23 protein-coding genes are annotated in these 23,831 nt (G+C 58.5%); 5 read left to right on the top strand and 18 right to left on the bottom strand.

Features of this window, described 5'->3' with window-relative positions; all coding sequences use genetic code 11:
• The first annotated feature begins 43 nt into the window (after positions 1–43).
• Positions 44–2,422: a PilZ domain-containing protein gene (locus BN1115_RS04835; protein ID WP_042656285.1), complete on the top strand. Its 2,379-nt coding sequence runs from the start codon at positions 44–46 to the stop codon at positions 2,420–2,422.
• A 54-nt stretch (positions 2,423–2,476) separates the two neighbouring features.
• Here BN1115_RS04835 and BN1115_RS04830 read toward each other — a convergent pair whose 3' ends face one another.
• The gene (locus tag BN1115_RS04830) at positions 2,477–3,382 is read right to left on the bottom strand and encodes an alpha/beta fold hydrolase (RefSeq protein ID WP_042656284.1); all 906 of its coding nucleotides are present in this window, start codon (positions 3,380–3,382) and stop codon (positions 2,477–2,479) included.
• Positions 3,383–3,410: 28 nt separating this feature from the next.
• On the bottom strand, positions 3,411–4,421 hold the full coding sequence (serB, locus tag BN1115_RS04825) for a phosphoserine phosphatase SerB (protein ID WP_042656283.1): 1,011 nt from the start codon (positions 4,419–4,421) through the stop codon (positions 3,411–3,413).
• Between the two features lie 120 nt (positions 4,422–4,541).
• On the opposite strand from serB, the gene BN1115_RS04820 reads away from it, so the two are divergent.
• Together BN1115_RS04820 and BN1115_RS04815 are read left to right on the top strand one after the other, a co-directional pair.
• A complete protein-coding gene (locus BN1115_RS04820) occupies positions 4,542–5,153 on the top strand; it encodes an AhpA/YtjB family protein (RefSeq protein WP_042656282.1) in 612 nt (203 codons plus the stop codon).
• Between the two features lie 64 nt (positions 5,154–5,217).
• Positions 5,218–7,083 (top strand): sensor domain-containing diguanylate cyclase, encoded by a 1,866-nt coding sequence (locus BN1115_RS04815; protein WP_042656281.1) that lies wholly within the window; start codon positions 5,218–5,220, stop codon positions 7,081–7,083.
• A gap of 75 nt (positions 7,084–7,158) precedes the next feature.
• Here BN1115_RS04815 and deoD read toward each other — a convergent pair whose 3' ends face one another.
• The 7 genes from deoD to BN1115_RS04780 all read right to left on the bottom strand — a co-directional run bounded on the left by deoD (position 7,159) and on the right by BN1115_RS04780 (position 14,379).
• On the bottom strand, positions 7,159–7,875 hold the full coding sequence (gene deoD, locus BN1115_RS04810; protein WP_033135484.1) for a purine-nucleoside phosphorylase: 717 nt from the start codon (positions 7,873–7,875) through the stop codon (positions 7,159–7,161).
• 75 nt (positions 7,876–7,950) lie between these two features.
• The gene (locus tag BN1115_RS04805; protein ID WP_042656280.1) at positions 7,951–9,159 is read right to left on the bottom strand and encodes a phosphopentomutase; all 1,209 of its coding nucleotides are present in this window, start codon (positions 9,157–9,159) and stop codon (positions 7,951–7,953) included.
• Between the two features lie 14 nt (positions 9,160–9,173).
• Positions 9,174–10,505 (bottom strand): thymidine phosphorylase, encoded by a 1,332-nt coding sequence (gene deoA, locus BN1115_RS04800; RefSeq protein WP_042656279.1) that lies wholly within the window; start codon positions 10,503–10,505, stop codon positions 9,174–9,176.
• A gap of 109 nt (positions 10,506–10,614) precedes the next feature.
• A complete protein-coding gene (deoC, locus tag BN1115_RS04795; protein ID WP_042656278.1) occupies positions 10,615–11,388 on the bottom strand; it encodes a deoxyribose-phosphate aldolase in 774 nt (257 codons plus the stop codon).
• Positions 11,389–11,812: 424 nt separating this feature from the next.
• Complete coding sequence (locus BN1115_RS04790; RefSeq protein WP_005340467.1) at positions 11,813–11,983, bottom strand: XapX domain-containing protein; 171 nt, start codon at positions 11,981–11,983, stop codon at positions 11,813–11,815.
• Between the two features lie 125 nt (positions 11,984–12,108).
• Positions 12,109–13,383, bottom strand: a complete 1,275-nt coding sequence (locus BN1115_RS04785) for a NupC/NupG family nucleoside CNT transporter (RefSeq protein WP_042656277.1) — start codon at positions 13,381–13,383, stop codon at positions 12,109–12,111.
• A 216-nt stretch (positions 13,384–13,599) separates the two neighbouring features.
• On the bottom strand, positions 13,600–14,379 hold the full coding sequence (locus tag BN1115_RS04780; RefSeq protein WP_042656276.1) for a TatD family hydrolase: 780 nt from the start codon (positions 14,377–14,379) through the stop codon (positions 13,600–13,602).
• 41 nt (positions 14,380–14,420) lie between these two features.
• Between BN1115_RS04780 and BN1115_RS04775 the strand changes: the two genes are divergently transcribed.
• Complete coding sequence (locus BN1115_RS04775) at positions 14,421–15,032, top strand: type II secretion system protein (protein ID WP_050070487.1); 612 nt, start codon at positions 14,421–14,423, stop codon at positions 15,030–15,032.
• 322 nt (positions 15,033–15,354) lie between these two features.
• Here BN1115_RS04775 and luxS read toward each other — a convergent pair whose 3' ends face one another.
• From luxS to BN1115_RS04735, 8 genes are all read right to left on the bottom strand, one after another.
• Entirely contained in the window at positions 15,355–15,864 is a 510-nt protein-coding gene (luxS, locus tag BN1115_RS04770; protein ID WP_005340462.1) for an S-ribosylhomocysteine lyase, read from the bottom strand.
• An 18-nt stretch (positions 15,865–15,882) separates the two neighbouring features.
• The gene (locus BN1115_RS04765) at positions 15,883–16,476 is read right to left on the bottom strand and encodes a transglycosylase SLT domain-containing protein (protein WP_042656274.1); all 594 of its coding nucleotides are present in this window, start codon (positions 16,474–16,476) and stop codon (positions 15,883–15,885) included.
• Between the two features lie 59 nt (positions 16,477–16,535).
• Positions 16,536–16,874, bottom strand: coding sequence for a nitrogen regulatory protein P-II (gene glnB, locus BN1115_RS04760; protein WP_005308848.1), 339 nt, complete (start codon positions 16,872–16,874; stop codon positions 16,536–16,538).
• A 9-nt stretch (positions 16,875–16,883) separates the two neighbouring features.
• The gene (locus BN1115_RS04755; RefSeq protein ID WP_042656273.1) at positions 16,884–18,506 is read right to left on the bottom strand and encodes an NAD+ synthase; all 1,623 of its coding nucleotides are present in this window, start codon (positions 18,504–18,506) and stop codon (positions 16,884–16,886) included.
• Positions 18,507–18,579: 73 nt separating this feature from the next.
• Entirely contained in the window at positions 18,580–20,679 is a 2,100-nt protein-coding gene (locus BN1115_RS04750) for a type IV pilus modification PilV family protein (RefSeq protein ID WP_042656272.1), read from the bottom strand.
• 12 nt (positions 20,680–20,691) lie between these two features.
• Complete coding sequence (locus tag BN1115_RS04745) at positions 20,692–21,789, bottom strand: PilX N-terminal domain-containing pilus assembly protein (protein ID WP_042656271.1); 1,098 nt, start codon at positions 21,787–21,789, stop codon at positions 20,692–20,694.
• Positions 21,790–21,793: 4 nt separating this feature from the next.
• Entirely contained in the window at positions 21,794–22,417 is a 624-nt protein-coding gene (locus BN1115_RS04740) for a PilW family protein (RefSeq protein ID WP_082034795.1), read from the bottom strand.
• A complete protein-coding gene (locus BN1115_RS04735) occupies positions 22,408–22,944 on the bottom strand; it encodes a GspH/FimT family pseudopilin (RefSeq protein ID WP_042656270.1) in 537 nt (178 codons plus the stop codon). The genes BN1115_RS04740 and BN1115_RS04735 overlap by 10 nt, the downstream gene beginning before the upstream one ends.
• A gap of 91 nt (positions 22,945–23,035) precedes the next feature.
• On the opposite strand from BN1115_RS04735, the gene BN1115_RS04730 reads away from it, so the two are divergent.
• Positions 23,036–23,425 (top strand): type IV pilin protein, encoded by a 390-nt coding sequence (locus BN1115_RS04730; protein ID WP_042656341.1) that lies wholly within the window; start codon positions 23,036–23,038, stop codon positions 23,423–23,425.
• 1 nt (position 23,426) lies between these two features.
• Here BN1115_RS04730 and tppA read toward each other — a convergent pair whose 3' ends face one another.
• Positions 23,427–23,828, bottom strand: coding sequence for a type IVa pilus pseudopilin TppA (gene tppA / locus BN1115_RS04725; RefSeq protein WP_042656269.1), 402 nt, complete (start codon positions 23,826–23,828; stop codon positions 23,427–23,429).
• Between the last annotated feature and the right edge of the window lie 3 nt (positions 23,829–23,831).

Genomic DNA, 23,831 nt, shown 5'->3' with positions numbered 1-23,831 from the left:
TCAAACCCAGAATCGGAAAAGTGACTTTCCGTGGCAGGAACACATGGATTCAGAACACCAGCAACATCTGATTGAACAACTCGTCCCCTTGCTGCGGGAGAAAGATTTCGACGAGATCTTCAACCGCATGACCCAGGAGGAAAACAGCAACAGCCGTTTTCTGATCAAGATGGAGCTCAAGCGCAAGTGCTCACCCTGCCGCAGGGTCATCGACATGCGCGATGAGCTGGGGGATGAGTGCCTGGTGCATGAATTCGACGGCATCACCCACTTCATGCCCGCCGAGGCGATCGGCCTGTTTCAGTCCCAATGCTATCTCTACCGCGATATCTATACTCTCGGCGTCTATGAGGCGCTGCAACAGTGGCAAAAACAGCACCACAACGCTCGTGTGGATGGCCAGCTCTCTCCCCCTGCCAGCCCATTCCGGCAATATGATGTCAACACCATCGCTTTTGCCAGCTACTACGGCCGCCGTCAGGAGCGGATGCACTTCAGCTCGCCGGTGCTGATCAAGTTTCAGGACGGTGAGAAGCTGTTCGCCAAGAGTTCCGATCTCTCGCTTGGGGGCATGCGGGTCTCGGTCCCCTATCTGCCCAACTACCACACCGGCGCCCAGGTGGAGGTCTTCTTTACCGGGTTGGAGCGGGACACCCCCAATCCGGTGCTGCACCAACCGGTCGGCTACCAGATACTCGGTGAAGAGAGCAAAGAGGGGAAATATTGGCTGAGACTGGTGCGCTCCGGCGAGCAGCCCGCCTTCGATGCCTTCCTCAGCGACTTTATCGAGGCCAACAAGATCCGCTATCGGGTCAGCGTTGACTACCTGCTTTCCGCCGCCATCATCAAGGGGTATGAGCAGTTCTACCTGCCGCGGATGACCGGCATGCCGCTCTTCTTCGGCACCGGCGACAGTCCCAACCTCGAGATCGCCCTGCGTACCGAGAACAACCAGCACCTGCTGGAGTATTGGCGCGACGAAAAGAACCGCGATGCCCTCGCGGGCCTCTTCAACGCCGAGCGGATGAAACGGCTCTGCCCGGCCCCCGGCACCACCACCGAGACCATCATCTACTGCTTTACCCACACAGTGCGCAGCCATATCTACTTCTTCTCCGCGACCGCCGAGGAGCTGCGCCAGAGTGGCCTTACCGCCCTCTTCTTCCAGGTGGGCTCGCGCCGCCCCAGCTGGCGCGTCTACAAATTCTCGCTGGAGGCGTGCGATTTGGTCGAGGCAGATGTGGGCCAACTGCAGGGGCAGGACAACCCGCAGTTGCAAGATATCCTGCTGCTCGAGCGGCTCAAGCAGATCGGCTACTGCGGCCTGCTGCAGGAGATAGGCCAGGAGTCCCAGCGGGAAGAGTTCCATCAGGAAGGGGTCAGCAACAATGCCAACGAGCTGCAGCGCTTTGGCCACGAACAGGGCGTCGCCTCGTTCGAGCTCGAAACCCTGCACTATGTCCAGTTGCGCAAGGAGCTGCGCTACATCCACAAGACGGCGGTCGCCATCCACCACAACGGCAAATCCTGGATCGGCTGGACCCGCGACATCTCGACTCACGGCCTGCAAATCGAGCTGGAAGAGGCCTTCGTCGGCGAGAAAAATGATGTGGTGACCATCGCCCTGCCCCGTTTGCAGGAGCTCTCCAAGAGCATGGATCTGCAGCATCTCTCCTACCGGCTGGTCAGCCTCAACATGACCCGCACCGTGCTGCACCTCTGCATCGAGGGGGATTCGGATCGCCACACCGGCCGCCAATTCTTCAGCCTGCTGATCGAGAGCAACCAGAACAAGCTCAAGGCGGCGCAGGAGCAGCGCCGCTATCGTGGGCTGGCGCGGGCACTGCGCAACATCTATACCCACCACCTGTTCAACTCGCCGGTCTACGTCAACAAGCTGAAAGGCGCGCCCAAACCGGCCTCCATCGGCAAGTCTCTGCAACCGCGCAGTCTGCAGCGGCTGCTGCAAGCCTGTGCCGAGCTGCCGGAGCAGGAGAACCTCTACCCGCTGTTTCAGGGGGAGCTGCTCAAAGATCTGCTGATGAACCCGCTGCGCGCCATCGAGCGGGAGGACAAACCGAGAGAAGACGAGGTCTATATCGCCAGCATCCAGACCAAGGCGGGCCTGCCCATCTTCAACAGCCGGCTGGCCAGCAGCTTTGTCAGCAGCAAGGAGAAGCGCCAGTTCATCGAGCTGGCATTGCAACAGGGGGAGTTCTACTCGGTACTGGTCGGCATCTCCCGCACCGGGCGGCCCGACACCAACTTCATCGCCAACGAGCTGGATTACATCGCCAAGTTCGCCATCCACAAGGCCAAAAAGCTGGAAGAGGAGCTGTGGAGCGTGGTGGGTGTCGGCGAGCTGACCGATACCACCCGGGCCACCCTGTTCCGCTTTGGCATCACGCCGCCGCTGAACTGAACATCCCGAAACATCCCCAAATGACACAGGGCGCTCGATGCGCCCTGTTTCTTGTCATGCCGCCTGCGGATTGAGCAGCCAGTCAAGGATCTGGGGGAAGTGATCCTCCTGCGCCTGCGGGGCGGTCAGCATGTTGATGTGGTCATAATCGAGGCGGTTGCCATTATCCCGCCCCAGACGGGTGTGGCGGGTGGCCGAGCCCATCTCGGCGCTGAAACGGCGCACATCGGTCGGGTGACCCAGCACCTTGTCCGCTTTGGCCGAGATCATCCAGAGCGGCGGCCAGTTGACCCGCGCTGCCGCCTCGTCATAGGCAAAACCGTCGTAGGGATCCTGCCAGGGGCCGCACTTGACCCAGGGGATGGTCTCCTGCAGATAGCGCAGCGGCTCGTCGTCAGCACCGATCTTCAGATTGCGAGCCGCCAGAAAACCGCGGCGGCGGGCCAGCCAGGGGGCTAGCCGGTTCCAGATCAGATCCACCTTCAGCCAGCGCTCGGGATTGTGTACCGACACACCGCGCTTGGTGCCAAAGAACAGCAGGCTGGCCACCTGATCTGCCAGCTCGGGGAAACGCACCAGAGTCGAGGCCATGATGACACCACCCCAGGAGTGGGCCACCCAGTGCACCTTGAAGCTGTGATGGCGCGCGGCAATCCAGCGGTGCAGGGCAGGCAGATCCTCGGTGATCAGTTCGTGCTGACCGTGTTCAGCCTGCTCGGCGATGGCCGGGGTGCTGAGCCCCCGCCCCCGCAAATCAGCCACATAGACCTGATAGCCGTGGCGGGCCAGAAAGCAGGCCAGCCCCTTGCCCGATTCGGTGTAGAAGATCCGGCCGTTCTCGATGGCGCCGTGCACCATCAGGATCGGCTCGCCATGCACGGCGACCCGGGGTTTGATGTGGCGAACATGCAGTTGATGGGCGCCACAGGGGATAAACAGAGACTGCTGCAACAATTCCATTTTTATGGGTTTCCTCCTTGAAACACGATCAGCGCTGGTCCCAACGCCGCTCGCTGCAGGCCCGCGCCGCCAACAGGCAGATCACCCCTTCCAGATCGTGATGATTGAGGGTGGCCGCCGCCTGCGCCCGCACCAGCGGTTTGGCGTGAATGGCGATGCCAAGCCCGGCCCCCCCCATCATCTTGAGATCGTTGGCGCCATCGCCGATGGCCACAGTCTGGGCGGCAGCAATGCCGTACTCCTGCGCCAGCTGCTGCAACACCTCGGCCTTGACGCGGGCATCGACGATGCGCCCGCTCACCTCACCGGTCAGCAACGCCCCTTCCACCGCCAGCTCGTTGGCGAAGATAGCATCAAGCCCCAGCGCCTGCTGCAGCTCACCAGCAAAACGGGTAAAACCACCGGAGGCGATGGCCACCTTCCAACCCGCCCCTTTGAGGGTATCGACCATCAACTGCAAACCGGGCATCCACGGCATGTTGGCGGCTACCTCGTCGAGAATGGTGACCGGCGCCCCTGCCAGCAGGGCCACCCGGTTGCGCAGGCTGTCGGAGAACTCCAGCTTGCCCTGCATGGCCGCGGCCGTTACCGCCGCCACCTGCTCCCCCACCCCGGCAAGGCGGGCAATCTCGTCGATACACTCGATGCGGATTGCGGTGGAATCCATGTCCATCACCAGCAGGCCGGGCTCGCTCAGGGTCGGCAGCGCGGGCAGATGACAGAGATCGATCTCCCACTCACCGCTCTTGATCTCGGCAACCAGCGCGGGGGAGAAGCGATCGCAGCCAAGCAGCAGCAGCGGCACGCCCGCCACCTCGGTGGGAGGATAGAGGGTGGCCGCCAGCCCCTGTGCTGCCAACAGTGGCGACAGACGCGCCAGATGGGATGCGCCCAGCCCCTTGCCAAACAGCACCAACCAGCCGCCCGCCTGCGGGGCCTCTGTTGGCTGCAACACATCAACCTTGAGCTGCCAGCAGGGTGCGCCGGACAACAACGCGGGCCAATCGGATAACAGAGGGGGGAGCCGGGACAACAACATAAGGGATACGCCTTCCTTGGTGATCAGGGGGTTAACAATGCTGGCCCAGAGTAGCGTATTGCTTTTTGTACAGGCAAGCGCCAAGATCCCGCCACTCCTTGTCACCATGAGGTCTCACGCTTGCAGCGTCATCTTCCCATCAAACGTGTTCTCAGCCTGGCCGCCGGCATTCTGCTCGGCTGCTGGGTACTCGGCGTGCTCATCCATATGCAGGGTGAAAGCCAGGCGTCACTGCACAGCGAAGCGCGCAACCGGGCGCAGGCGCTGGTCGCCTATGCCGCCCGCGACATGAAGCGCTGGATCAAGGAAGACAAAAGCAGCGAGCTGGAGCGGCTGGCGCGGGATCTGGCGGCCGAACCGGAGATCCTCGATGTCACCCTCTATGACGGACGTGGCATTCCCCTCGCCCAGTCGGAGCAGGCGGTGCCGCTGGAGAGCCTGCTGCCCATCGGCAGCGACAACAAGTCGCTGCCGGATCTGGGCAAGGGGCGGATCCAGTTCGTACAGGAGATCCTCGATGGCGCTCAGACCATCGGCTACCTGCGCATCACCCTGGAAGAGCAAAAGCTGCTGGCAGACAAGGATACCCGGCTCAAAGTTGTGCAGGAGAAACAGCGGCTGATGCTGCTGGTTGCCCTGCTGGCCGGGCTACTCATCTCCTACGGCGTGCGCCGCAACTACATGCGGGTGCGCAAACACAAGAAAAAGAGCAAACCTGCCGATCAGCCGTAGACCGGCGCCGATCCCCCTGCCACCTTGTATATATCCTTGATGGCACAACCAGCAGGAGAGCTGCATGATTGCCCCCACTTTACCCGTGGATGAAGAGAGTCGGCTGGCACGACTGCGGATCCTCGGGCTGCTCGACCGCGAGCCCATCGCCCAGCTGGATCGCCTGACCCGCCTCATCAGCCGCCACTTTGATCTGCCCGTGGCACTGGTCTCCCTGACCGATGTGGATCGCCAGTGGTTTCTCTCCCGCACCGGCATCCCGCTATGCGAAATCAGCCGGGAGCACTCCTTCTGTGGTCACGCCATTTTACAGCCCGGCATCATGCAGGTGCCGGATGCCCGTATCGACCCCCGCTTTGCCGACAATCCGCTGGTGCTCGGCCCGCCCCATGTGGTGTTCTACGCCGGTCGCCCCCTGCGGGCGCTGGACGGAGTGGTGCTCGGCACCCTCTGTCTGGTAGACAGCAAGCCGCGTACCCTCGATGAGGCGCAGCGCCAGGATCTCGATGATTTCGGCCTGCTGGTAGAGAGCACCCTGCACGATCTCGAGCGGCGCCATCAGGTACGCAGCCTCAGCAACGTGCTGGAAGATCAGGAGCATCTCTTCACCCAGACCTTCAACCAGTCGGCGGTCGGCATGGCGCTCTCCTCTATGGAGGGGGTGTGGCTCAAAGCCAATCCGGGACTGCAACAGCTGCTCGGTTATCGCGAACAGGAGATGCTGAATCAAACCTGGCAAGCCATGACCCATCCCGACGATCTGCCGCGGGAACTACCGCTCTTCCAGGCGCTGATCGATGGCCAGCGCCAGCACTACCGGCTGGAGAAGCGGATGTTGCGTGCCGATGGCCGCCACTGTTGGGTACAACTGAGTGTAACCCTGTGCAAGAGCCGCACCGTGGCCCCCCACCTGATCGCCGTGTTTGCCGATCTCACCGAGCGCAAGCTGGCCGAAGAGAAGCTGCTGCAGCTGCAGCTGGGGCTGGCGATGCAGGTGCGAGAACGCACCCGCGAGCAGTCGGCAACCGTCGAGCAACTGCACACCGCGATGGCCGAGGTGGAGCGCAACCGTGCCCGACTGCGCGCCATCACCGACGGCCTGCCGGTTACCATCAGCATGCTCTCGCCAGAGGGGCGCTACCTGTTTGCCAATCAGGCTTACTGCCGCTATTTCGGGCTCGATCCCGAACGCATGCTGGATATGAGCGCGCGGGAAGTGATCGGTGAAGCCGCCTATGCCAATGCCATGACCTATCTGGCCCGGGCACAGGCGGGGGAGCAGGTGAGCTTCGAATACCGCTTCGAGCTGCCCATCGGCCCGCGCGATCTCAAGATCACCATGATCCCGAGCCGGGGCGACGAGGCCGGGATCTATATCCTGGGTGCCGATATCACCCAGTTCAAGGCGCTGCAGAGCCAGCTTGAACATGATGCCAGCCACGACCCGCTCACCACCCTGCCCAACCGGCGCGCGTTCACCCTGCGCCTGACCCGCGAGCTGGAGCGGGTACACCATGACGGGGAGGCGCTCGGCCTGCTGTTTCTCGATCTGGATGGCTTCAAGGAGATCAACGACCGGCTGGGACACCATGTGGGGGATGCCCTGCTGCATCGCTTCGCCAGCGTGCTCTGTGCCGAAGTGCGTCCCGGCGACATGGTGGCCCGCCTCGCAGGCGACGAGTTCACCATCATACTGCCCGACTTGCGCCACCCGGAGCAGGAGCTGCCAGCCCTCTGCCAACGGCTGCTGACCTCCATGGCCGAACCCTGGGATGTGGCTGGCCACCGGCTACCGCTGGCGGGCAGCATTGGCGGTGCGATCTGTCGTCATGGTCAGCACTGCCACATCGACGAGCTGCTGCACCGGGCGGATGCCGCCATGTATCGGGCCAAGCTGGCAGGCAAGGGGCGCTTCGCCCTCGACCTATGACGCCAGCCTCAGAAATGCAAAACGGCGGCCCGAAGGCCGCCGTTTTCATTCCACTTGTCATGCCACTACGACAGATTACTTGTCGCCCAGCAGGACGGAGTCCAGCGCAATCTCGATCATGTCGTTGAAGGTCAGCTGACGCTCTTCGGCAGTGGTCTGCTCGCCGGTACGGATATGATCGGAGACGGTGCAGATGGTCAGTGCCTTGGCACCGTACTCTGCAGCCACGCCGTAGATACCGGCCGCTTCCATCTCGACACCCAGGATGCCGTATTTTTCCATGACGTCGAACATGGAGGGATCCGGGGTGTAGAACAGGTCGGCGGAGAAGATGTTACCAACGCGCACCGGAGTGCCCTTGTTCTTGGCAGCCTGAACAGCATTGGCAACCAGGTCGAAGTCGGCGATGGCAGCGAAGTCATGATCCTTGAAACGCAGGCGGTTTACTTTGGAATCGGTGCAGGCACCCATACCGATCACCACGTCACGCAGTTTCACATCTTCACGCACGGCACCGCAGGAACCCACGCGGATCAGGGTCTTCACACCGTAATCAGTGATCAGCTCTTTTGCGTAGATGGAGCAGGACGGGATACCCATGCCGTGACCCATGACGGAGATACGACGGCCCTTGTAGGTACCGGTAAAACCGAACATGTTGCGCACGTCGCAGATCTGCTCGACGTTCTCCAGGAAAGTTTCAGCGATGTACTTGGCGCGCAGGGGGTCGCCCGGCATCAGCACGGTATCAGCAAAGGCGCCATCTTTCGCATTGATATGAGGAGTTGCCATTCTCTTGATTCCTTCACACAGGTTGAGTTTTATTGTTTTATAAATTGCCCGCCGCCGAAGTGGCGGGCGGGTAAATTACAGGAAGCTGGTACCGTATGCCAGTTTCGGCAGACCGTGGTAAGCCGCGATGCTCTGGCCGATATCGGCAAAGGTCTCGCGACGACCGACGGAGCCAGCCTTGACCGGTTTGCCGAAGAACAGCACCGGAATGTATTCACGGGTGTGGTCAGTGCCACCCCAGGTCGGATCGCAGCCGTGGTCAGCGGTCAGCACCACCACGTCGCCATCCTGCATCTGCTCGAACAGCTCCGGCAGGCGGGAGTCGAAGTACTCCAGCGCATCGGCGTAACCCTTCACGTCACGACGGTGGCCGTAAGAGGAGTCGAAGTCCACAAAGTTGGTGAAGACGATGGTGTTGTCACCGGCGGCTTTCACCTCTTCCAGAGTACGATCCCATAGCTCAACCAGACCTGTACCTTTCACCTTCTTGGTGATGCCCTGCTCGGCATAGATGTCGGCGATCTTGCCGATGGAAACCACCTGGCCACCCGCATCTTTCATGTAGTCCAGCACGGTCGGCGCCGGCGGCAGCACCGAGTAGTCGTGACGGTTGCCGGTACGCTTGAAGTTGCCCTTGCCAGTGCCCACGAACGGACGCGCAATCACGCGGCCGATGTTGTAGGGCTCCAGCAGCTCGCGCACGATGTGGCACAGCTCATAGAGCTTCTCGAGGCCGTAGGTCTCTTCGTGGCAGGCAATCTGGAACACGGAGTCGGCAGAGGTGTAGAGGATCGGCTTGCCGGTCTTCATGTGCTCTTCGCCCAGATCGTCCAGCACCTGGGTACCGGAAGCGTGGCAGTTGCCGAGATAACCCGGCAGACCGGCCTTCTCGACGATGGCGTCCAGCAGCTCCTGCGGGAAGCTGTTATGGTGATCCTTGAAGTAGCCCCACTCGCACAGCACGGGTACACCGGCGATCTCCCAGTGACCGGACGGGGTATCCTTGCCGGAGGAGAGCTCCTGAGCAAAGCCGTAGGCACCGACCACGTCGATATCTTTGTTCAGTCCTTCCGGGAAGTAGCCGGAGGCCTGCTCACAGGCGTGGCCCAAACCCAGCTTGTTGAGGTTCGGCAGATTGAGGGCACCGCGGCCTTCAATGTCACCTGCCGCACACGCCTTGGCGATATGGCCAAGGGTGTTGGCGCCCACATCTCCGAACTTCTCGGCGTCGGCAGCAGCGCCAATACCGAAAGAGTCCATCATCAGAATAAAGGTACGTTTCATGGGTCTTCCCCTTGTTACAAATCAGCCAGGGTGATACGGCGGTACACTTCAGGCAGTGCCTGTGGCCGCTCGCCACCAATCCGGACAGCCGCCTGCACCATGCTGGCAGCCTGAGCATATTGCTCTTCAGTCTGAGCGTGGATCATCGCGATCGGCTTGTCAGCATCGACGCTTTGACCCAGGCGGATAAAGTCGGTCAGACCGACCGCATAATCAAGTTTGTCACCGGCAGCGCGGCGACCACCGCCCATTGCGACCACGGCCAGACCCAGCTCGCGGGTATCCATGGCGGTCACGAAACCGCTGTTGGCCGCAAAGACCGGGCGCACGATGGCCGCTTTCGGCAGGTAAGCGTCATAACGCTCCATGAAATCGGCCGGACCACCGAGGCCAGTCACCATGCGACCGAAGATCTCGGCCGCCTTGCCGTTATCCAGCACCGCCTGCAGTTTGCGGCGGGCATCGCTGTCGTCGCTGGCTAGACCGGCGGAGATCAGCATCTCGGCGCACAGCGCCATGGTCACTTCGTGGATGCGCGGGTTGCGGTATTCACCGGTCAGGTAGCGCACCGCTTCGCGCACTTCCACCGCGTTACCGGCGCTGGAGGCCAGCACCTGGTTCATGTCGGTGAGCAGCGCAGAGGTGCGGCAACCGGCACCGTTGGCCACGGCCACGATGCTCTTGGCCAGCTCTTCGGACGCTTCGAAGGTCGGCATAAAGGCGCCGGAACCCACTTTCACATCCATTACCAGTGCTTCGAGCCCGGAGGCAAGCTTCTTGGAGAGGATGGAGCCGGTGATCATCGCGATGGATTCAACGGTGGCGGTGATGTCCCGTACTGCATAGATACGCTTGTCAGCCGGAGCGAGATCGCCGGTCTGGCCGATGATGGCGACCCCCGCCTCTTTCACCACTTTCAGGAAACGATCGTTATCGACCGAGGTCTGGTAGCCGGGAATGGCATCCAGCTTGTCCAGAGTACCGCCAGTGTGGCCCAGACCGCGGCCGGAGATCATCGGCACGAAACCGCCGCACGCAGCGACCATAGGTCCAAGCATCAGAGAGACCACATCACCCACACCGCCGGTGGAGTGTTTGTCGACAATCGGGCCACCCAGGTTCAGGTGATCCCAGGTCAGTACCATGCCGGAGTCACGCATGGCGCAAGTCAGGGCAACCCGCTCATCCATGGTCATGTCTTTGAAATAGACCGCCATCGCCAGCGCAGCAATCTGCCCCTCGCCGATGGTGTTGTTGGTAATGCCCTGAATGAAGAATTGAATTTCTTGGGTACTGAGCGCTTCACCGTTGCGCTTCTTGCGAATAATTTCTTGAGGCAAAAACATCTTTCATTCCCTCCGCCATTGCTGGCGTCAAACAAGCCTGGATCCTTGCCCGCACACCGCATGGTGGGGGCTAGACAGGGCGGGAGTCCCCCGCCCTGTCATCAACTTATTAGTAACCGCTGGTGTTGGCCGGCTTGTCGCCGTGCCCCAGTGTTGCCAGCAAGCTGGCGAGCAGGCTGGATGCGCCGAAGCGGAAGGTGCGGGCGGATACCCAGTCGTTGCCGAGGATCTCTTCGGCCATGGCCAGGTACTGACCGGCAACGGCTGCATCTTTCACGCCACCAGCAGGCTTGAAGCCGACTTTCGGATTCTTGGCCTTGATCACTTCCATCATGATGCGCGCCGCTTCCGGAGTCGCATTGACCGGCACCTTGCCGGTGGAGGTCTTGATGAAGTCGGCACCGGCATCGATACAGATCTCGGAAGCGCGGCGGATCAGCGCCTCTTCTTTCAGCTCGCCAGTTTCGATGATCACTTTCAACAGCACGTTGGCGCCACAGGCTTCTTTACAAGCTTTGACCAGATCAAAACCGATCTGTTCATTGCCCGCCATGAAGGCACGGTACGGGAATACCACGTCCACTTCGTCGGCACCGTAGGCGACAGCGGCACGGGTTTCGGCCACGGCGATCTCGATGTCGTCGTTGCCGTGAGGGAAGTTGGTCACGGTCGCAATGCGCACGTCGGCAGCGCCGATCTCACGCAGAGTCTTGCGAGCGATAGGGATAAAACGGGGATAGATGCAGACGGCGGCAGTCAGGCCAGCCGGTGACTTGGCCTTGCGGCACAGGTCGATCACCTTCTGATCGGTGTCATCATCGTTCAGGGTGGTCAGGTCCATCAGGTTCAGGGCGCGCTGGGCGGCCACTTTCAGATCAGTCATTCTGTTCTCCAAAGTCTCGATTTAATCCAGATAACCGGGCACAACCAGACCATCCAGCGATGGATGCACAGGCAGTAATCCCCAGCTATACGGGAATGGAATTACAGTGCGAAGGCACCGCCACTATCCGGATGCCATTCAAAGCACCCTGCAGGCACTGCGACTGTAAATAAGGCAAGAGCCCTGTCACTTTCTTACAAAAGTGCGGACTTGGTTCCATGAAGACTTGAGAAAGGCCGACAACATCTGACCCGACTTCCCAATCAATTCCATTTGACCGCCAACACCCGATTTCATCGAGTATTAGTCATTGCCAGCACCCTGCTGGCAATGCCTATTTCAGCCGAGATACCCCCTGTTTGCAAGCCGGATTTGCCAATTTCAGAGGTACCTCACATCTGGCAAATCCAGGTCTAAAAAAGCCTTACGAAAAGAACCGAGTCAGGATCCAGGAGTAGGCCAATCCCCCCAGATAGACCCCGACGATCCCCATTACCCCGGACAAAACGGGTGGTGCCGGGATCGGCAATTTGAGGAAAGAAAACAACAAACCGACTATAAAGCCAGCCACCATCGCCAGTAGCACTTCATTCATATAACCTCCGATTTGACTCATTTTATTATTAGTTTAGATAGGAAAACGGTTGTCACCGATCCATACGCGAACGCCACGGCAGATGCCGTGGCGTTCGTGTTTATACCCTGTCAATCAGGCCGCTATTACATGGCGGAGAGAGCCAGGAAGAAGCCTGCGATAGTGGCAGACATCAGGTTGGACAGAGAGCCAGCCAATACGGCTTTCAGACCAAAACGTGCAATGGTGCCGCGGCGGTTCGGCGCCATGGACCCCAGACCACCCAGCAGGATGGCAACAGAGGAGAGGTTGGCAAAACCACACAGCGCGAAGGAGATGATCGCCTTGGTGTGATCGGACATGGCCACACCGTTGATCAGCACTTCGTCTTTCAGGTACGGAGCGAAGTTCAGGTAAGCCACGAACTCGTTCACTACCAGCTTCTGACCGATGAAGGAACCGGCAACCACTGCTTCATTCCAGGGCACACCGATCAGGAAGGCCAGCGGGGAGAAGATCCAGCCCAGCAGCAGTTCCAGAGAGAGTTGCGGATAACCGAACCAGCCACCCACACCGGAGAAGATGCCGTTGATCATGGCGATCAGACCGATGAAGGCCAGCAGCATGGCGCCGACGTTCAGAGCCAGTTGCATACCGGCAGAGGCGCCAGCAGCAGCAGCGTCAATGACGTTGGCAGGCTTGTCATCCAGCTCGGCATCGGCAGAGCTTTCGTCGTAGTTCGGGGTCTCGGTCTCGGGAACCAGCAGCTTGGCGAACAGCAGACCACCCGGTGCAGCCATGAAGGAGGCAGCAATCAGGTACTCCATCTTCACGCCCATGGAGGCGTAACCTGCCAGTACGGAACCGGCAACGGAAGCCAGACCACCACACATGACGGCGAACAGCTCGGAGTCAGTCATCTTGGCGATGTAAGGACGAACCACCAGCGGCGCTTCGGTCTGACCGACGAAGATGTTGGCAGTTGCAGACAGGGATTCGGTGCGGGAAGTACCCAGTACTTTCTGCAGACCGCCGCCCAGCAACTTGATGACCATCTGCATGATGCCCAGGTAGTAGAGCACTGCAATCAGGGAGGAGAAGAAGATGATGACCGGCAGAACACGGAAGGCAAAAACAAAGCCGCCGCCACCGAACACTTCAAACATCTTGTTGCTGACCAGACCGCCAAACAGGAAGTCGATCCCGTTCTGGCCGTAGCTGATCACGCTGGATACCGCGTCGGACACGCCGACCAGGATATCGCGACCAACCGGAACATAGAGAACAAACGCCCCCAGACCGGCTTGAATTACGAACGCACCGACAACGGTACGCACGTTGATTGCCTTGCGATTGCTGGAGAACAGCACCGCGATAAGGACGAGCGTCGCCATCCCTACCAGACCCATGAACAAATTCATTATTATCTTCCTCTAGTAGCACCTAGCTTGTTAGCGAGTTGTTATTAAACCCAACTAATCAAGGGGAGCGCATTATACTAATTAAAGTCCGATAAAATAGAATGCTGGTCACATTTTATCGTTATCAAAATGTCCAAGTGTCACAAAATTAGACAGCAAACGATTTTTACGCTCGTTTTTTTTCCTGATAACTTAATCATGTGTTGCGGGTTTGTTTCATGGCAATTGAGCATGATGGAAAATGTGTCGGGCAGTTTCAAATAACACCTTTGCAACATCCACCGATGATTCCCCCCGCAACGTCATCAATATTTCCGCTATTTTCGGCAGCGCTTCCGGGGTATTTCGGGTGCCTTGTTCACCTTGCAGCGGCATATCGGGCGAGTCGGTTTCCAGCACCAGGGCCTCAAGCGGCATGGCCCGAAATACCTCTCGCGTCTTGTTCGCCCGCTCAAAACTGATCACCCCGCCCACCCCGAGTCGAAAGCCCAGTTGCCAGAAGGCCTCCGCCTGCTGCAACGAACCGCTGAAGGCGTGGATCACCCCGCCACATGGCGGCTTGAAGCGGCGCAAGACCTTGACCACAGTGTCATTGGCGCGCACCGAGTGGATCATCAAGGGTAGCCCGGCATCGGCGGCCAGCCGGATCTGAGCCTCAAACAGCGCAAATTGCCCTTCCTGCGGCACCTGAGAGCGCAGATCCAGCCCGCACTCGCCAATGGCCACCAACCCGGCAGGCTGGCTCATCACCAGTGTTCGCAGCCGATCCATCACCCCTTCCCGCTGCTCACCGGCATACCAGGGATGAATGCCCAGGCCATAAAAGAGGCCGTCATGCTGATCTGCCAGTGCCATCACACGAGTCCAGTTATCCTCTGCGATGGCAGGAATGATATACTCCATCACCCCCAATGCCCGGCAACGGGCCAGCAGCGCCGCCCTGTCATGGTCAAACACCGGAAAGTCGAGATGGCAATGGGTATCTATCAGCTGCATATCACTCCCACCTGTTTGCGGTCTTTAATGGGTCATTGAACATGATGAACAACAGAAACAACGGCTTTACCCTGATTGAACTGGTGCTGGTGATCATAGTGCTGGGGATCCTGGCCGTCACCGCCCTGCCCCGCTTTATCAATATCAAGGATGATGCCCTGAAAAGCACGGTCTCGGCGACCGCTGGCAGCTTTGCCAGTGCAGTACAGCTGGCTCATGCTGGCTGGGCGGTGAAAGTGCAGGGACAAGACCTCGCACTGTATAACTTCAGCGGGATGGGCAATAAAGATCTGGATATAAACCATTATGGTTGGCCGGTGGGGACCGAGGAGGGTGGTCAAGGAATCGATGAGCCATCGACAGGTGGTGGTAGCGACGAAATATCAGTTAACAGCCCAGAGGACTGCGAGCTCCTCTTCGCGGCAATACTTGATACAGACCAAACTGCCTTCGAGAAGGACAGCACTTCCAGTTATAAGTCTGAGATTATTCGTGCAGACCATCAAACTGAGGCTGGAGGACTGGAACATCGCAACTGCCGCTATATCCTGCGCGACTCGATGGGTCGCTTCCAGACAAGTTCAGAGTATGAAAACGGCCTCGGTTTCGAGTACAACAGTGTTACCGGTGCCGTGACCCGCAATTTTGATTGAGCTCAGCCTCTTCTGCGCAAGCTCGCTCTTTGCTTGAATCATCATCATAACGAACCGGTGTACAGCAGCGCCGGTTCTCCTGAGTGAGCCCCCACTCCTCGCACCATGCATCGTAACGGGCCAGCCAACGTAGTAATACCCCTTTCATCGTCACACCTCCGCCAACAGGTTCAGGTCAAAACCATCCTAATCAGAGTTGGCAAGGGGAGCAAGTCATCCCCATTTTTGCGATCGGGCGAGATAAAAAGAGCCGGTCAGCATGGCTGACCGGCTCTTTAACACTCCCCGCAGAGATTACCCGATGAGCGACAGCTCATCCGCCTCACAGGCTCTTCAGTTTCTCTTCCGGCAGGGCCAGCTCGTCGTTGTGGTTGACGCCGATACCGCGCTCCAGCACATGACGGGCGATGGCGTGCGCCTCTTCCAGCGAGTGCATGCTGTAGGTGCCGCACTGATACTCGTTCAGCTCGGGAATCTTGGCCTGATCCTGCACAGTCAGCACATCGCTCATGGCGGCCTGCCAGGCAGCGCCAACACGGGCTTCGTCCGGCGCACCGATCAGGCTCATGTAGAAGCCGGTACGGCAACCCATGGGGGAGATATCGATGATCTCCACGCCGTTGCCGTTCAGGTGATCACGCATAAAACCGGCGAACAGGTGCTCCAGCGTATGGATACCGCGCTCGGAGAGGATCTCCTGATTCGGTACGCAGAAACGCAGGTCGAACACGGTAATGGTGTCCTTGTTCGGGGTCTGCATGGTCTTGGCCACACGCACCGCTGGCGCTTCCATACGGGTGTGGTCAACGGTAAAACTGTCCAATAACGGCATTTCTGACTCCTGATTTGGTTACCAGAACCAGCCCCCACGGGAGAGCTGATCCTTGCATTGACGGTACTGGGCGCCGTAGCGCTGGGCGCGAGCTTCCACCTTGCGAGAGGTCTTCATCAACCACCCCTTGCTGCGATAGCTGCCACGCCGGTAGCCACCCCACCCTTCGTGATAGTTGAGGTACTGGCCATAGGCATCCCACTTGGAGGTGCCATTGAGCCGCTGGGCTTTGTTAGTGTACCAACCCATAAAATCGATGGCGTCGGCAAAGTCATCGCGGTCACTCCAGCTGTTGCCGGTTTCCCGCTGGTAGTCTGCCCAAGTTTCATCTTTGACCTGAGCATAACCATAAGCCGAACTGGCCCGCCCGGTCGGGATGAAGAGGAAATACTCCATCGGCGGCTGGGCATCATCTACGTAAGAGGACTCCTGATACATCATGGCCATCACCACATGGATCGGCGTCCCCCACTTCTCGTTCATCTTGAGCGCGGCCTTGTGCCACTCCGGCTTCTCGCGAAAGATCTGGCACAGATTCTCCGGCTGAGCAGGTGGTCGGGTACTGCAGGCGGTCAGGCCCGCCAACAGGCTGGCCACCACCACGAAGCGCATCCACCCTATCAAATGAGGCCGCGCTTCGCGCCTCTGGTCAGGTAAAGAGATCGCCAAGGTCAAATCGCGTCTTCGTTCTCTTCGCCGGTACGGATACGAATGACGCGCTCCACCTCGCAGACGAAGATCTTGCCATCACCAATCTTGCCTGTGCGGGCGGTGTTCTGGATCGCTTCCAGACAGGCGTCGAGATCCTCGTCCTGCACCACCAGCTCCACCTTCACTTTCGGCAGGAAGTCGACCATATATTCGGCACCGCGATAAAGCTCGGTATGGCCCTTCTGGCGGCCGAAGCCTTTGACTTCGGATACGGTCATGCCGTTGATGCCGATCTCGGCCAGGGCCTCGCGCACATCGTCCAGCTTGAACGGTTTGATGATGGCTTCAATCTTCTTCATGGTGACTCCTTACCAGTTCTGTTTGCCGAACCCGGATGTAATGGGGTAACGGCGATCCTTACCAAAGTTGCGAGCCGTAATACGGGGCCCGACCGCAGCCTGACGGCGCTTGTATTCGTTGAGATCCACCAGCCGGATCACCTTGCGTACCACTGCCTCTTCGAAGCCCTCCGCCACCATATCGGCGACCGAGGCATCCTCTTCCACATAGCGCTTGAGGATGGCATCGAGGATGTCGTACGGCGGCAGACTGTCCTGATCCACCTGATCCGGCGCCAGCTCTGCTGAAGGCGGGCGGTCGATAACCCGCTGCGGGATCACGTAGTCGACCGAGTTGCGATATTCGCACAACTTGAACACCAGCGTCTTGGGCACATCTTTCAACACGTCAAAACCGCCCGCCATGTCACCGTACAGCGTGGCATAGCCGACCGCCATTTCGCTCTTGTTGCCGGTGGTCAGCACGATGCGACGACGCTTGTTGGAGAGCGCCATCAACAGCACCCCACGGCAGCGTGCCTGCAGGTTCTCTTCGGTAGTATCGCGGGCAGTACCTTCAAACAGCGGCGCCAGCTGGGTCATAAAGCCTTCGAACATCGGCTCGATGGAGATGATGTTGAACTCAACCCCCATCCGCTCGGCCTGCTCCTTGGCATCTTCCACACTCATCTGAGCGGTATAGCGGAACGGCATCATCACCGCCTGCACCTTGTCGGCACCGATGGCATCGGCCGCGATGGCGAGCGTCAGCGCCGAGTCGATCCCACCGGAGAGACCCAGCACGGCGCCCTGGAAGCCGTTTTTGGTGACATAGTCGCGCACCGCCAGCACCAGCGCCTGATAGGTCTCGGCCAACGGCTCGAGCGGCGCAGCCGGTTCCCGCTCTTTCACCGGTTGACCATCGGCAAAACGCACCAGCGCCAGCTCTTCGGCAAACGGTGCCAATTTGTGGGTCAGCTCGCCCTGGCTGTTGAACACCTTGGAGCAGCCGTCGAAAATCAGCTCATCCTGACCGCATACCTGATTGAGGTAGACCAGCGGCAGATCAGTCTGATCGCAGCGCTCCATCATCAGTTCGCGGCGGATCCAGGGTTTCTCCTGATCGTAGGGCGACGCATTGATGGTGAGCAGCAACTCAGCTCCCGCCGCCTTGGCGGCCAGCGCCGGGCCCGGCTGCCACAGATCTTCGCAGATGAGCAATCCCAGCTGATGACCACGGAAGGGGACCACACAGGTCTCGGTTGCCGCGGTGAAGTAGCGCTTCTCGTCGAATACCCCGTAGTTGGGCAAGTCCTGTTTGAAGTAGCGTGCAACCAGCTTGCCGTGCTCATAGAGGGAAGCCGCATTGTAGAGCGCCTCCCCTTCACGCCAGGGGTGACCCACCAGAATGGCGCAAGCCCCCTGCCATGCCGCAATGCGGGCCAGCGCGGCATCAACCCGGATCATCAGATCGGCACGCAACAGCAGATCTTCCGGCGGATAGCCGGTCAGGGCCAGCTCGGAGCAGACCAGCAGATCTGCGCCTTGCTGCTCGGCCTGAGCCGCCGCAGCGAGCACTTTGTCAGTGTTATCTTCGATGGCGCCTACCGTCAGATTCAACTGGGCAAGCATCAGAGAGAGGGCTTTTGCCATGGCGATGCATCTTAAAATCAAAAATGATGGGGAATGATAAAGAAAAGGCGCTGGCTGTGCCAGCGCCTCGGGCTCAAGGGGTACAAGTCAAGCTGGTCGCGTTGGTCACCCCGTTGTCCACCAACAGTGAGCAAGGACCGCTCAGCACCTGATTGTTGGGCTGGGGCGTCATCTGTACGCTGAAAGAGGCTGGCTGCAACATATAGACGGTGCTGCCCTGGTTGGCGTAGGAGAGATTGATGACCAGCGTCGAATTCTCCGGCGCTTCACACAGATAAGCTGCGGGCTGGTTATTCGCCTGCGGTTTGTCAATACGGCAGGTAGCCCCCGAGTTGGAAGTGCTGATACTCAAGTTATTGAAGGCATTTTTGCCACACGCCTCTGGTGGCGGATTGTTGTTCCCCTTGCCACGTTCAAGACACTGTATCCGCCCACTGACCTTCATGGTTGCAGACGGTTGTAGCCCGATATCAATTTTGACCTGCATGTCGGCACTGAGCGCCAATGACTGATCCCGAGGCGAGATCAGCGAGGCAGTAATGCCGGAGTTGCCCTGATAGGCAGTGACCCTGACGATGACGTCACGGAGAGTCTGACTACCGTCCCTGGTCGACTTCTTCGCTGTCATATAACCGCGACTGTAACTGCCGAAATAGTAGTTGTTGAGATCGACGACGGTTTTCACGGGCTCGTTGGTGACCACCGCATAATCGGTGGCGCTGCCAGTCAGGAGGGAAAGCGGCCCCATGGACCACTCAGCCAGCATGGTCAGGTTGATGTCCTGAAACGGTATTTTGGTCAGATAATCCACTGCGCTGGTATCGATATTGGCTAAATAAACGGGATCCAGCACATCCACATAGATGCCTCGCGCAATAAGCTGTGCCGTTCCGGTATTGACTGTAATCCCGGTTGTTAAATCCCCATTCTCTTCAGCGTTAGACGCTAACCAAACAGGGAAGTCAATGATGGTCGGCAACGCAGCAGAGGCCCCCTTAACCCAATTCAGGTTTGATTTTTGCCAGTCAATATAAGTCTTGACGACATACTTGATGTACTTTTGATAGCTTGCCTGATTGGCCGGTTTGGCCAGAAAATCTGCCGTAGTGACCACCACCTTGACCAGGTTCCAGTCAGGCAAGGGTCGGTAAGAACCATCCAGCCGCACAAAACGGCAGGCATCCACATACAGGCCGCTGTTGGCTACATTCAGGACGCTGGTGTACCTGACCCGGCTGGTATTGAGCGGTGCATAAAAGTTAGCGAAACCGGCTTCGCTACCATCAAAGTGATCCTTGCAACAACTCGAGCACAGCGCAGGCTGGCCACTCACGCTGCTATCCAGCGTGCCGGTCTGTTTGCTCACCATGGTCCCGGCTTTCCAATAGAGCTGATTGCTCGCCGAGCTGTAAACCTGCCCAGGCAGATAGGCTGACTGGGTGGAATCATATTTACATGAGCAGGATACAGAGGCCATGTCCTGCAATACCTGCTGGGTATTTCCCCCCGCCATCGGTTTGTAGGTCACCGTCTCGAACTGAACCAGTTTCCCAACCTGCCCATCTTTGGATGTCACTGTAGGCAGCGGTTTGCTGGTTTCCTGCTTGTTACCATCTCCCAGCTCAACCGAAATGACGTCTGGCGCAACCCCTGGCGTATAGTTGACTTTGGGCCCTTGCCTGGCGGCGTTCAAACCGCCGTTCAGCTGGTCTGAACTCAACGACTCCATAGGCGATACGCTACCAACCAGCTGCAGCGAACGTGATACCCCCTCATTGTCAGACCAACCAACAGTGACAGTGATACTCTTTCGCCCCGGATAACCCAGACGATAACCTGACGGCGCCACGTTCTGCCAGCTGGTGCCATTAAGATACTGATTGGTCACAGTCCAACTCACCGCGTAGGGCTCCCCAGCCAGCGTGACAGCCGCGCTGGCCGAGGCTATCTGGTTATACGCGGTCAAGGGTGCCGTTGCCGTGACCACCCCGTTGAAGTTGCGAAACTCATCAAGTTTTGACTCTGCCAAGCGCATTGCGGTCTCGTAACGACGACCATCCTGGGATACTTTCAGCGCCGATTTCGACATAGCCACCAAGCCGACAATCCCTATACCGAGCACCACCAACGTGATCAGAATCTCCAGCAGGCCAAATCCTTTTTGCCTCTTCATCATCATCTTCCTCTACCAGTCCCGCCAGCTACCGGGCACCTGATTGACTATCTGGAAAGAAGCACCGTTCGAAATATTGCTCAATACGTTAGCATCAAACTTCGCATCATAGGTGCCATTCGAGTTACCCAACTGATAATTTGACACCATAGCGCCATGCACTATAGCGCCACCGTTCAGTTTCACATCCGTTGTCGCGGCGGCAGGATCGGATGAATATGCAAACACCAACCCGTACAACACTGTATTGCCGTTTACCGCCAAGTTCCCATTGCGCACGATCAGAATGACTGGTGACGCTGCCGACCCTACATTGGCAGATGGTTTGCAGTCACCATCCACAATGATAAGCCCGGTAGAGGTGGGGCCAAGGGAGCTGCAATCAGTCAACCGCTGGGTGGCTCTGGCCTCCAGATTGGCCCAACCTGTCGCATCATCCTTCTCATTGAACAGATACCAGACCAGATCGGTTGGAAAGGCGGGGTCGTTGTCCTTTATATCCGACTGCTTGTCTCCTTGCTGGCTGATATTGGCCGAGCAGCCCCCACTGTAATCGCCCTGATGGCAGGTTTGTCCCGTTCCTGTTATCAAATCGACGTTGCCGCTGGTCCAGACGGAGAGCGGCACCCCCAACCCACCACCATTGGGATTGGCCACTATGGTGAAGTTGCCTCCCACGGCCATGCCACCGGCTACGGTCAAGGGGGCTGCAGGTGACCCAGCCAGCACACTGAAGCGCACCACCTTGGTTTCGACGGCAGCTTCGGCCTGATCGCTGCTCAATGTTGCCTGAGAACGCACCCTGACCGGAGTGACCACCACAGATCCAACCGTAATAGCGGCATCATCAAAAGACGAAAGTGTGTAACTGCCCGTGGTCATTGTTGTGGTTGCGCCGCTGGTACGCCAGCCGGGATCCAGCGTCAAACGGCCCAAGGCATCGGCCAATCCCTGCTCGGCCATCGCCATCGCTTGCCTATAGAGCACTTCATTGAGAGTGACCCGGCGATCAGCCACCAGCAGCTTGCCAACCAGCAAGGAGATACCAAGCAGGATCAAGACCAGCAACAGAGTGATAGTAAACGTGGTAAAACCGGCATGACGTTTCATGGCATCAATACCCGTCGTTGCGCAGCTTGATATCCCGCTGCAGGTTCAATGTCAGTGTCGGTGCGGACTTGAAGCGCCCGCTGACCGCCAGCTGGATGGCTCGGGCACCGCTGGCCTGACTGCTTGGCAGCAATCTGAAGGTCAAGTTAGTGATTTCGATGGTATTGTCGGTGGAGATAAGGCTGCCGTTGCCACATGTGGTCCCTCCGGGGCCTTGCTTGATCCCCTTATCACCGCTGCTATAGCTGTAAACAAGAGAATCGTCTGCATTCAGCACTCCGTTGTCGTCATTGTCATAACGCACCCTGATACAGGTATACAGCCCGGAACCGGTGGCCGTTTCACTCATCAGATCTAATGCAGTATCAAAATAGAAGCTGGATCGACTACCGGAAGGTGCACCAAGAAACTGGGTAGAACTTGCATCATATCCCGCTCGCTGTATGTCACGAGCCATCATGTCTGTCAGCAGCTGGATCTCCTGATTCAAGCGGCTGGTCTGCATGGCGGTATGGTTGGCCTTGAGAATGGTGGCAAACAGCGAAATGACTGCGGCCACCAGCAGCAAGCCCGCCACCATGGCAACCATCAGTTCAACCAGATTGAATCCCCGCACTCTCAGTCGCATGCAACCTCCCCGACCAGATTGCTCACGGCACAGGTGCGAACTCGCCCAAGATTGTTGGTCACCACCCGCATGCTGGTATCGGATGAACTTATGGTGATATTACCGCTTGGCAAGGTGCCACGGCGGGGTGAGAAACTGATTGGACGGACCTGAGCGGCTGACTCGCTATAGGTCGCGGTCAATAGGATTCCCGGAAACTCCCCGGCATCAACCCCCTTGCGACCCTCTATACTGGAGCATGCGTCACTGCAACTGTTGCAGTTACCGTCAATGCTGATGCGATAGCACCAGTTGTCATCACCACTGTTAAACAAGATCAGTTGCAGATTACGATGACGCTTAAGCGCCTCCGACTTGAGCAACATCATGTCGGTATAGACCGCCATAGTGGCCGCCTTGACCATCTGTTCCTGGCGCAATGACTGGTAACTGGGGATGGCCACGGTCAGTAACAGGGCGACCAAGGCCAGGGCAACCATCAGCTCTATCAGGGTAAAACCGGCGGATCTGCCCTCTGTACTGTCCATCAGCTCAAGACTCCTTTCTTTTTGCATGCCAGTAGAACGTTCTGTCAGTACTATCCTATAGTATCAACCTCTTTCACAAATCATGCTGCTCATGAGAATCAAACAATCTGGTATCACTCTGCTGGAACTGATGGTCGTCATCGCCATCGTGGCTATCATTGCGTCCATTGCTTATCCCAGTTTCACCGATGGGCTACGCAAGTCCCGCCGAGCCGAGGCGTTCAAGGGGTTGCTCAGCATGCAACTCAAACAGGAGGAGTTCCGGATCTCCAACACCACCTACAGCTCCAACCTAAACCAGGTGGGCAGTCCGGCCAGCGATTACTATACCTTCTCCATTTCCGGGGCCAGCGCAACTACCTACACCCTGATTGCCACCAGCAAGGGGGCTCAGATCGGCGACAAGGCAGGCAATACTGCCTGTGATACCCTGACCATCAACAAGGCTGACACCAAGACACCTGCCGATTGCTGGAAGTAGGCTACCAGCAATCTGCTGCCGTCATGCTCGCCATTGATACCCCCTGCTGGCCAGCTTCGTTCAGTATTAACAGACCACAGGGGTCTCCATTCATCACCCCGGTCGGTATCGCCGTCAGGGTATAGCGCCCGCCACTGGCGTTGAGTGCCAGATTGTAATAGGCAGCACCACCATCCCTCGGCAAGGTGGCCAAGCCGGCAGATGCCAGGTTGCCAGCGTCGTAATTGCCATTGGCAGTAAACTCCCGCTCCAGATATTGCGCAGCCTCCAGCAGGGCCGCCTTGGCCTCGGCTCGCTTGGCAACTGCCATGTAGTTGTTGTAACTGGGATATGCGATCGCGGCCAGAATGGCGACCACCACAACCACTATCATCAACTCAATCAGGGTAAACCCACGTTCCATGCC

The organism is Aeromonas allosaccharophila (genome assembly GCF_000819685.1).
Classification (GTDB): Bacteria; Pseudomonadota; Gammaproteobacteria; order Enterobacterales; family Aeromonadaceae; genus Aeromonas; species Aeromonas allosaccharophila.
The sequence above is the reverse complement of the archived record's forward strand: the minus strand, read 5'-3'. Positions and strand labels throughout refer to the sequence as shown.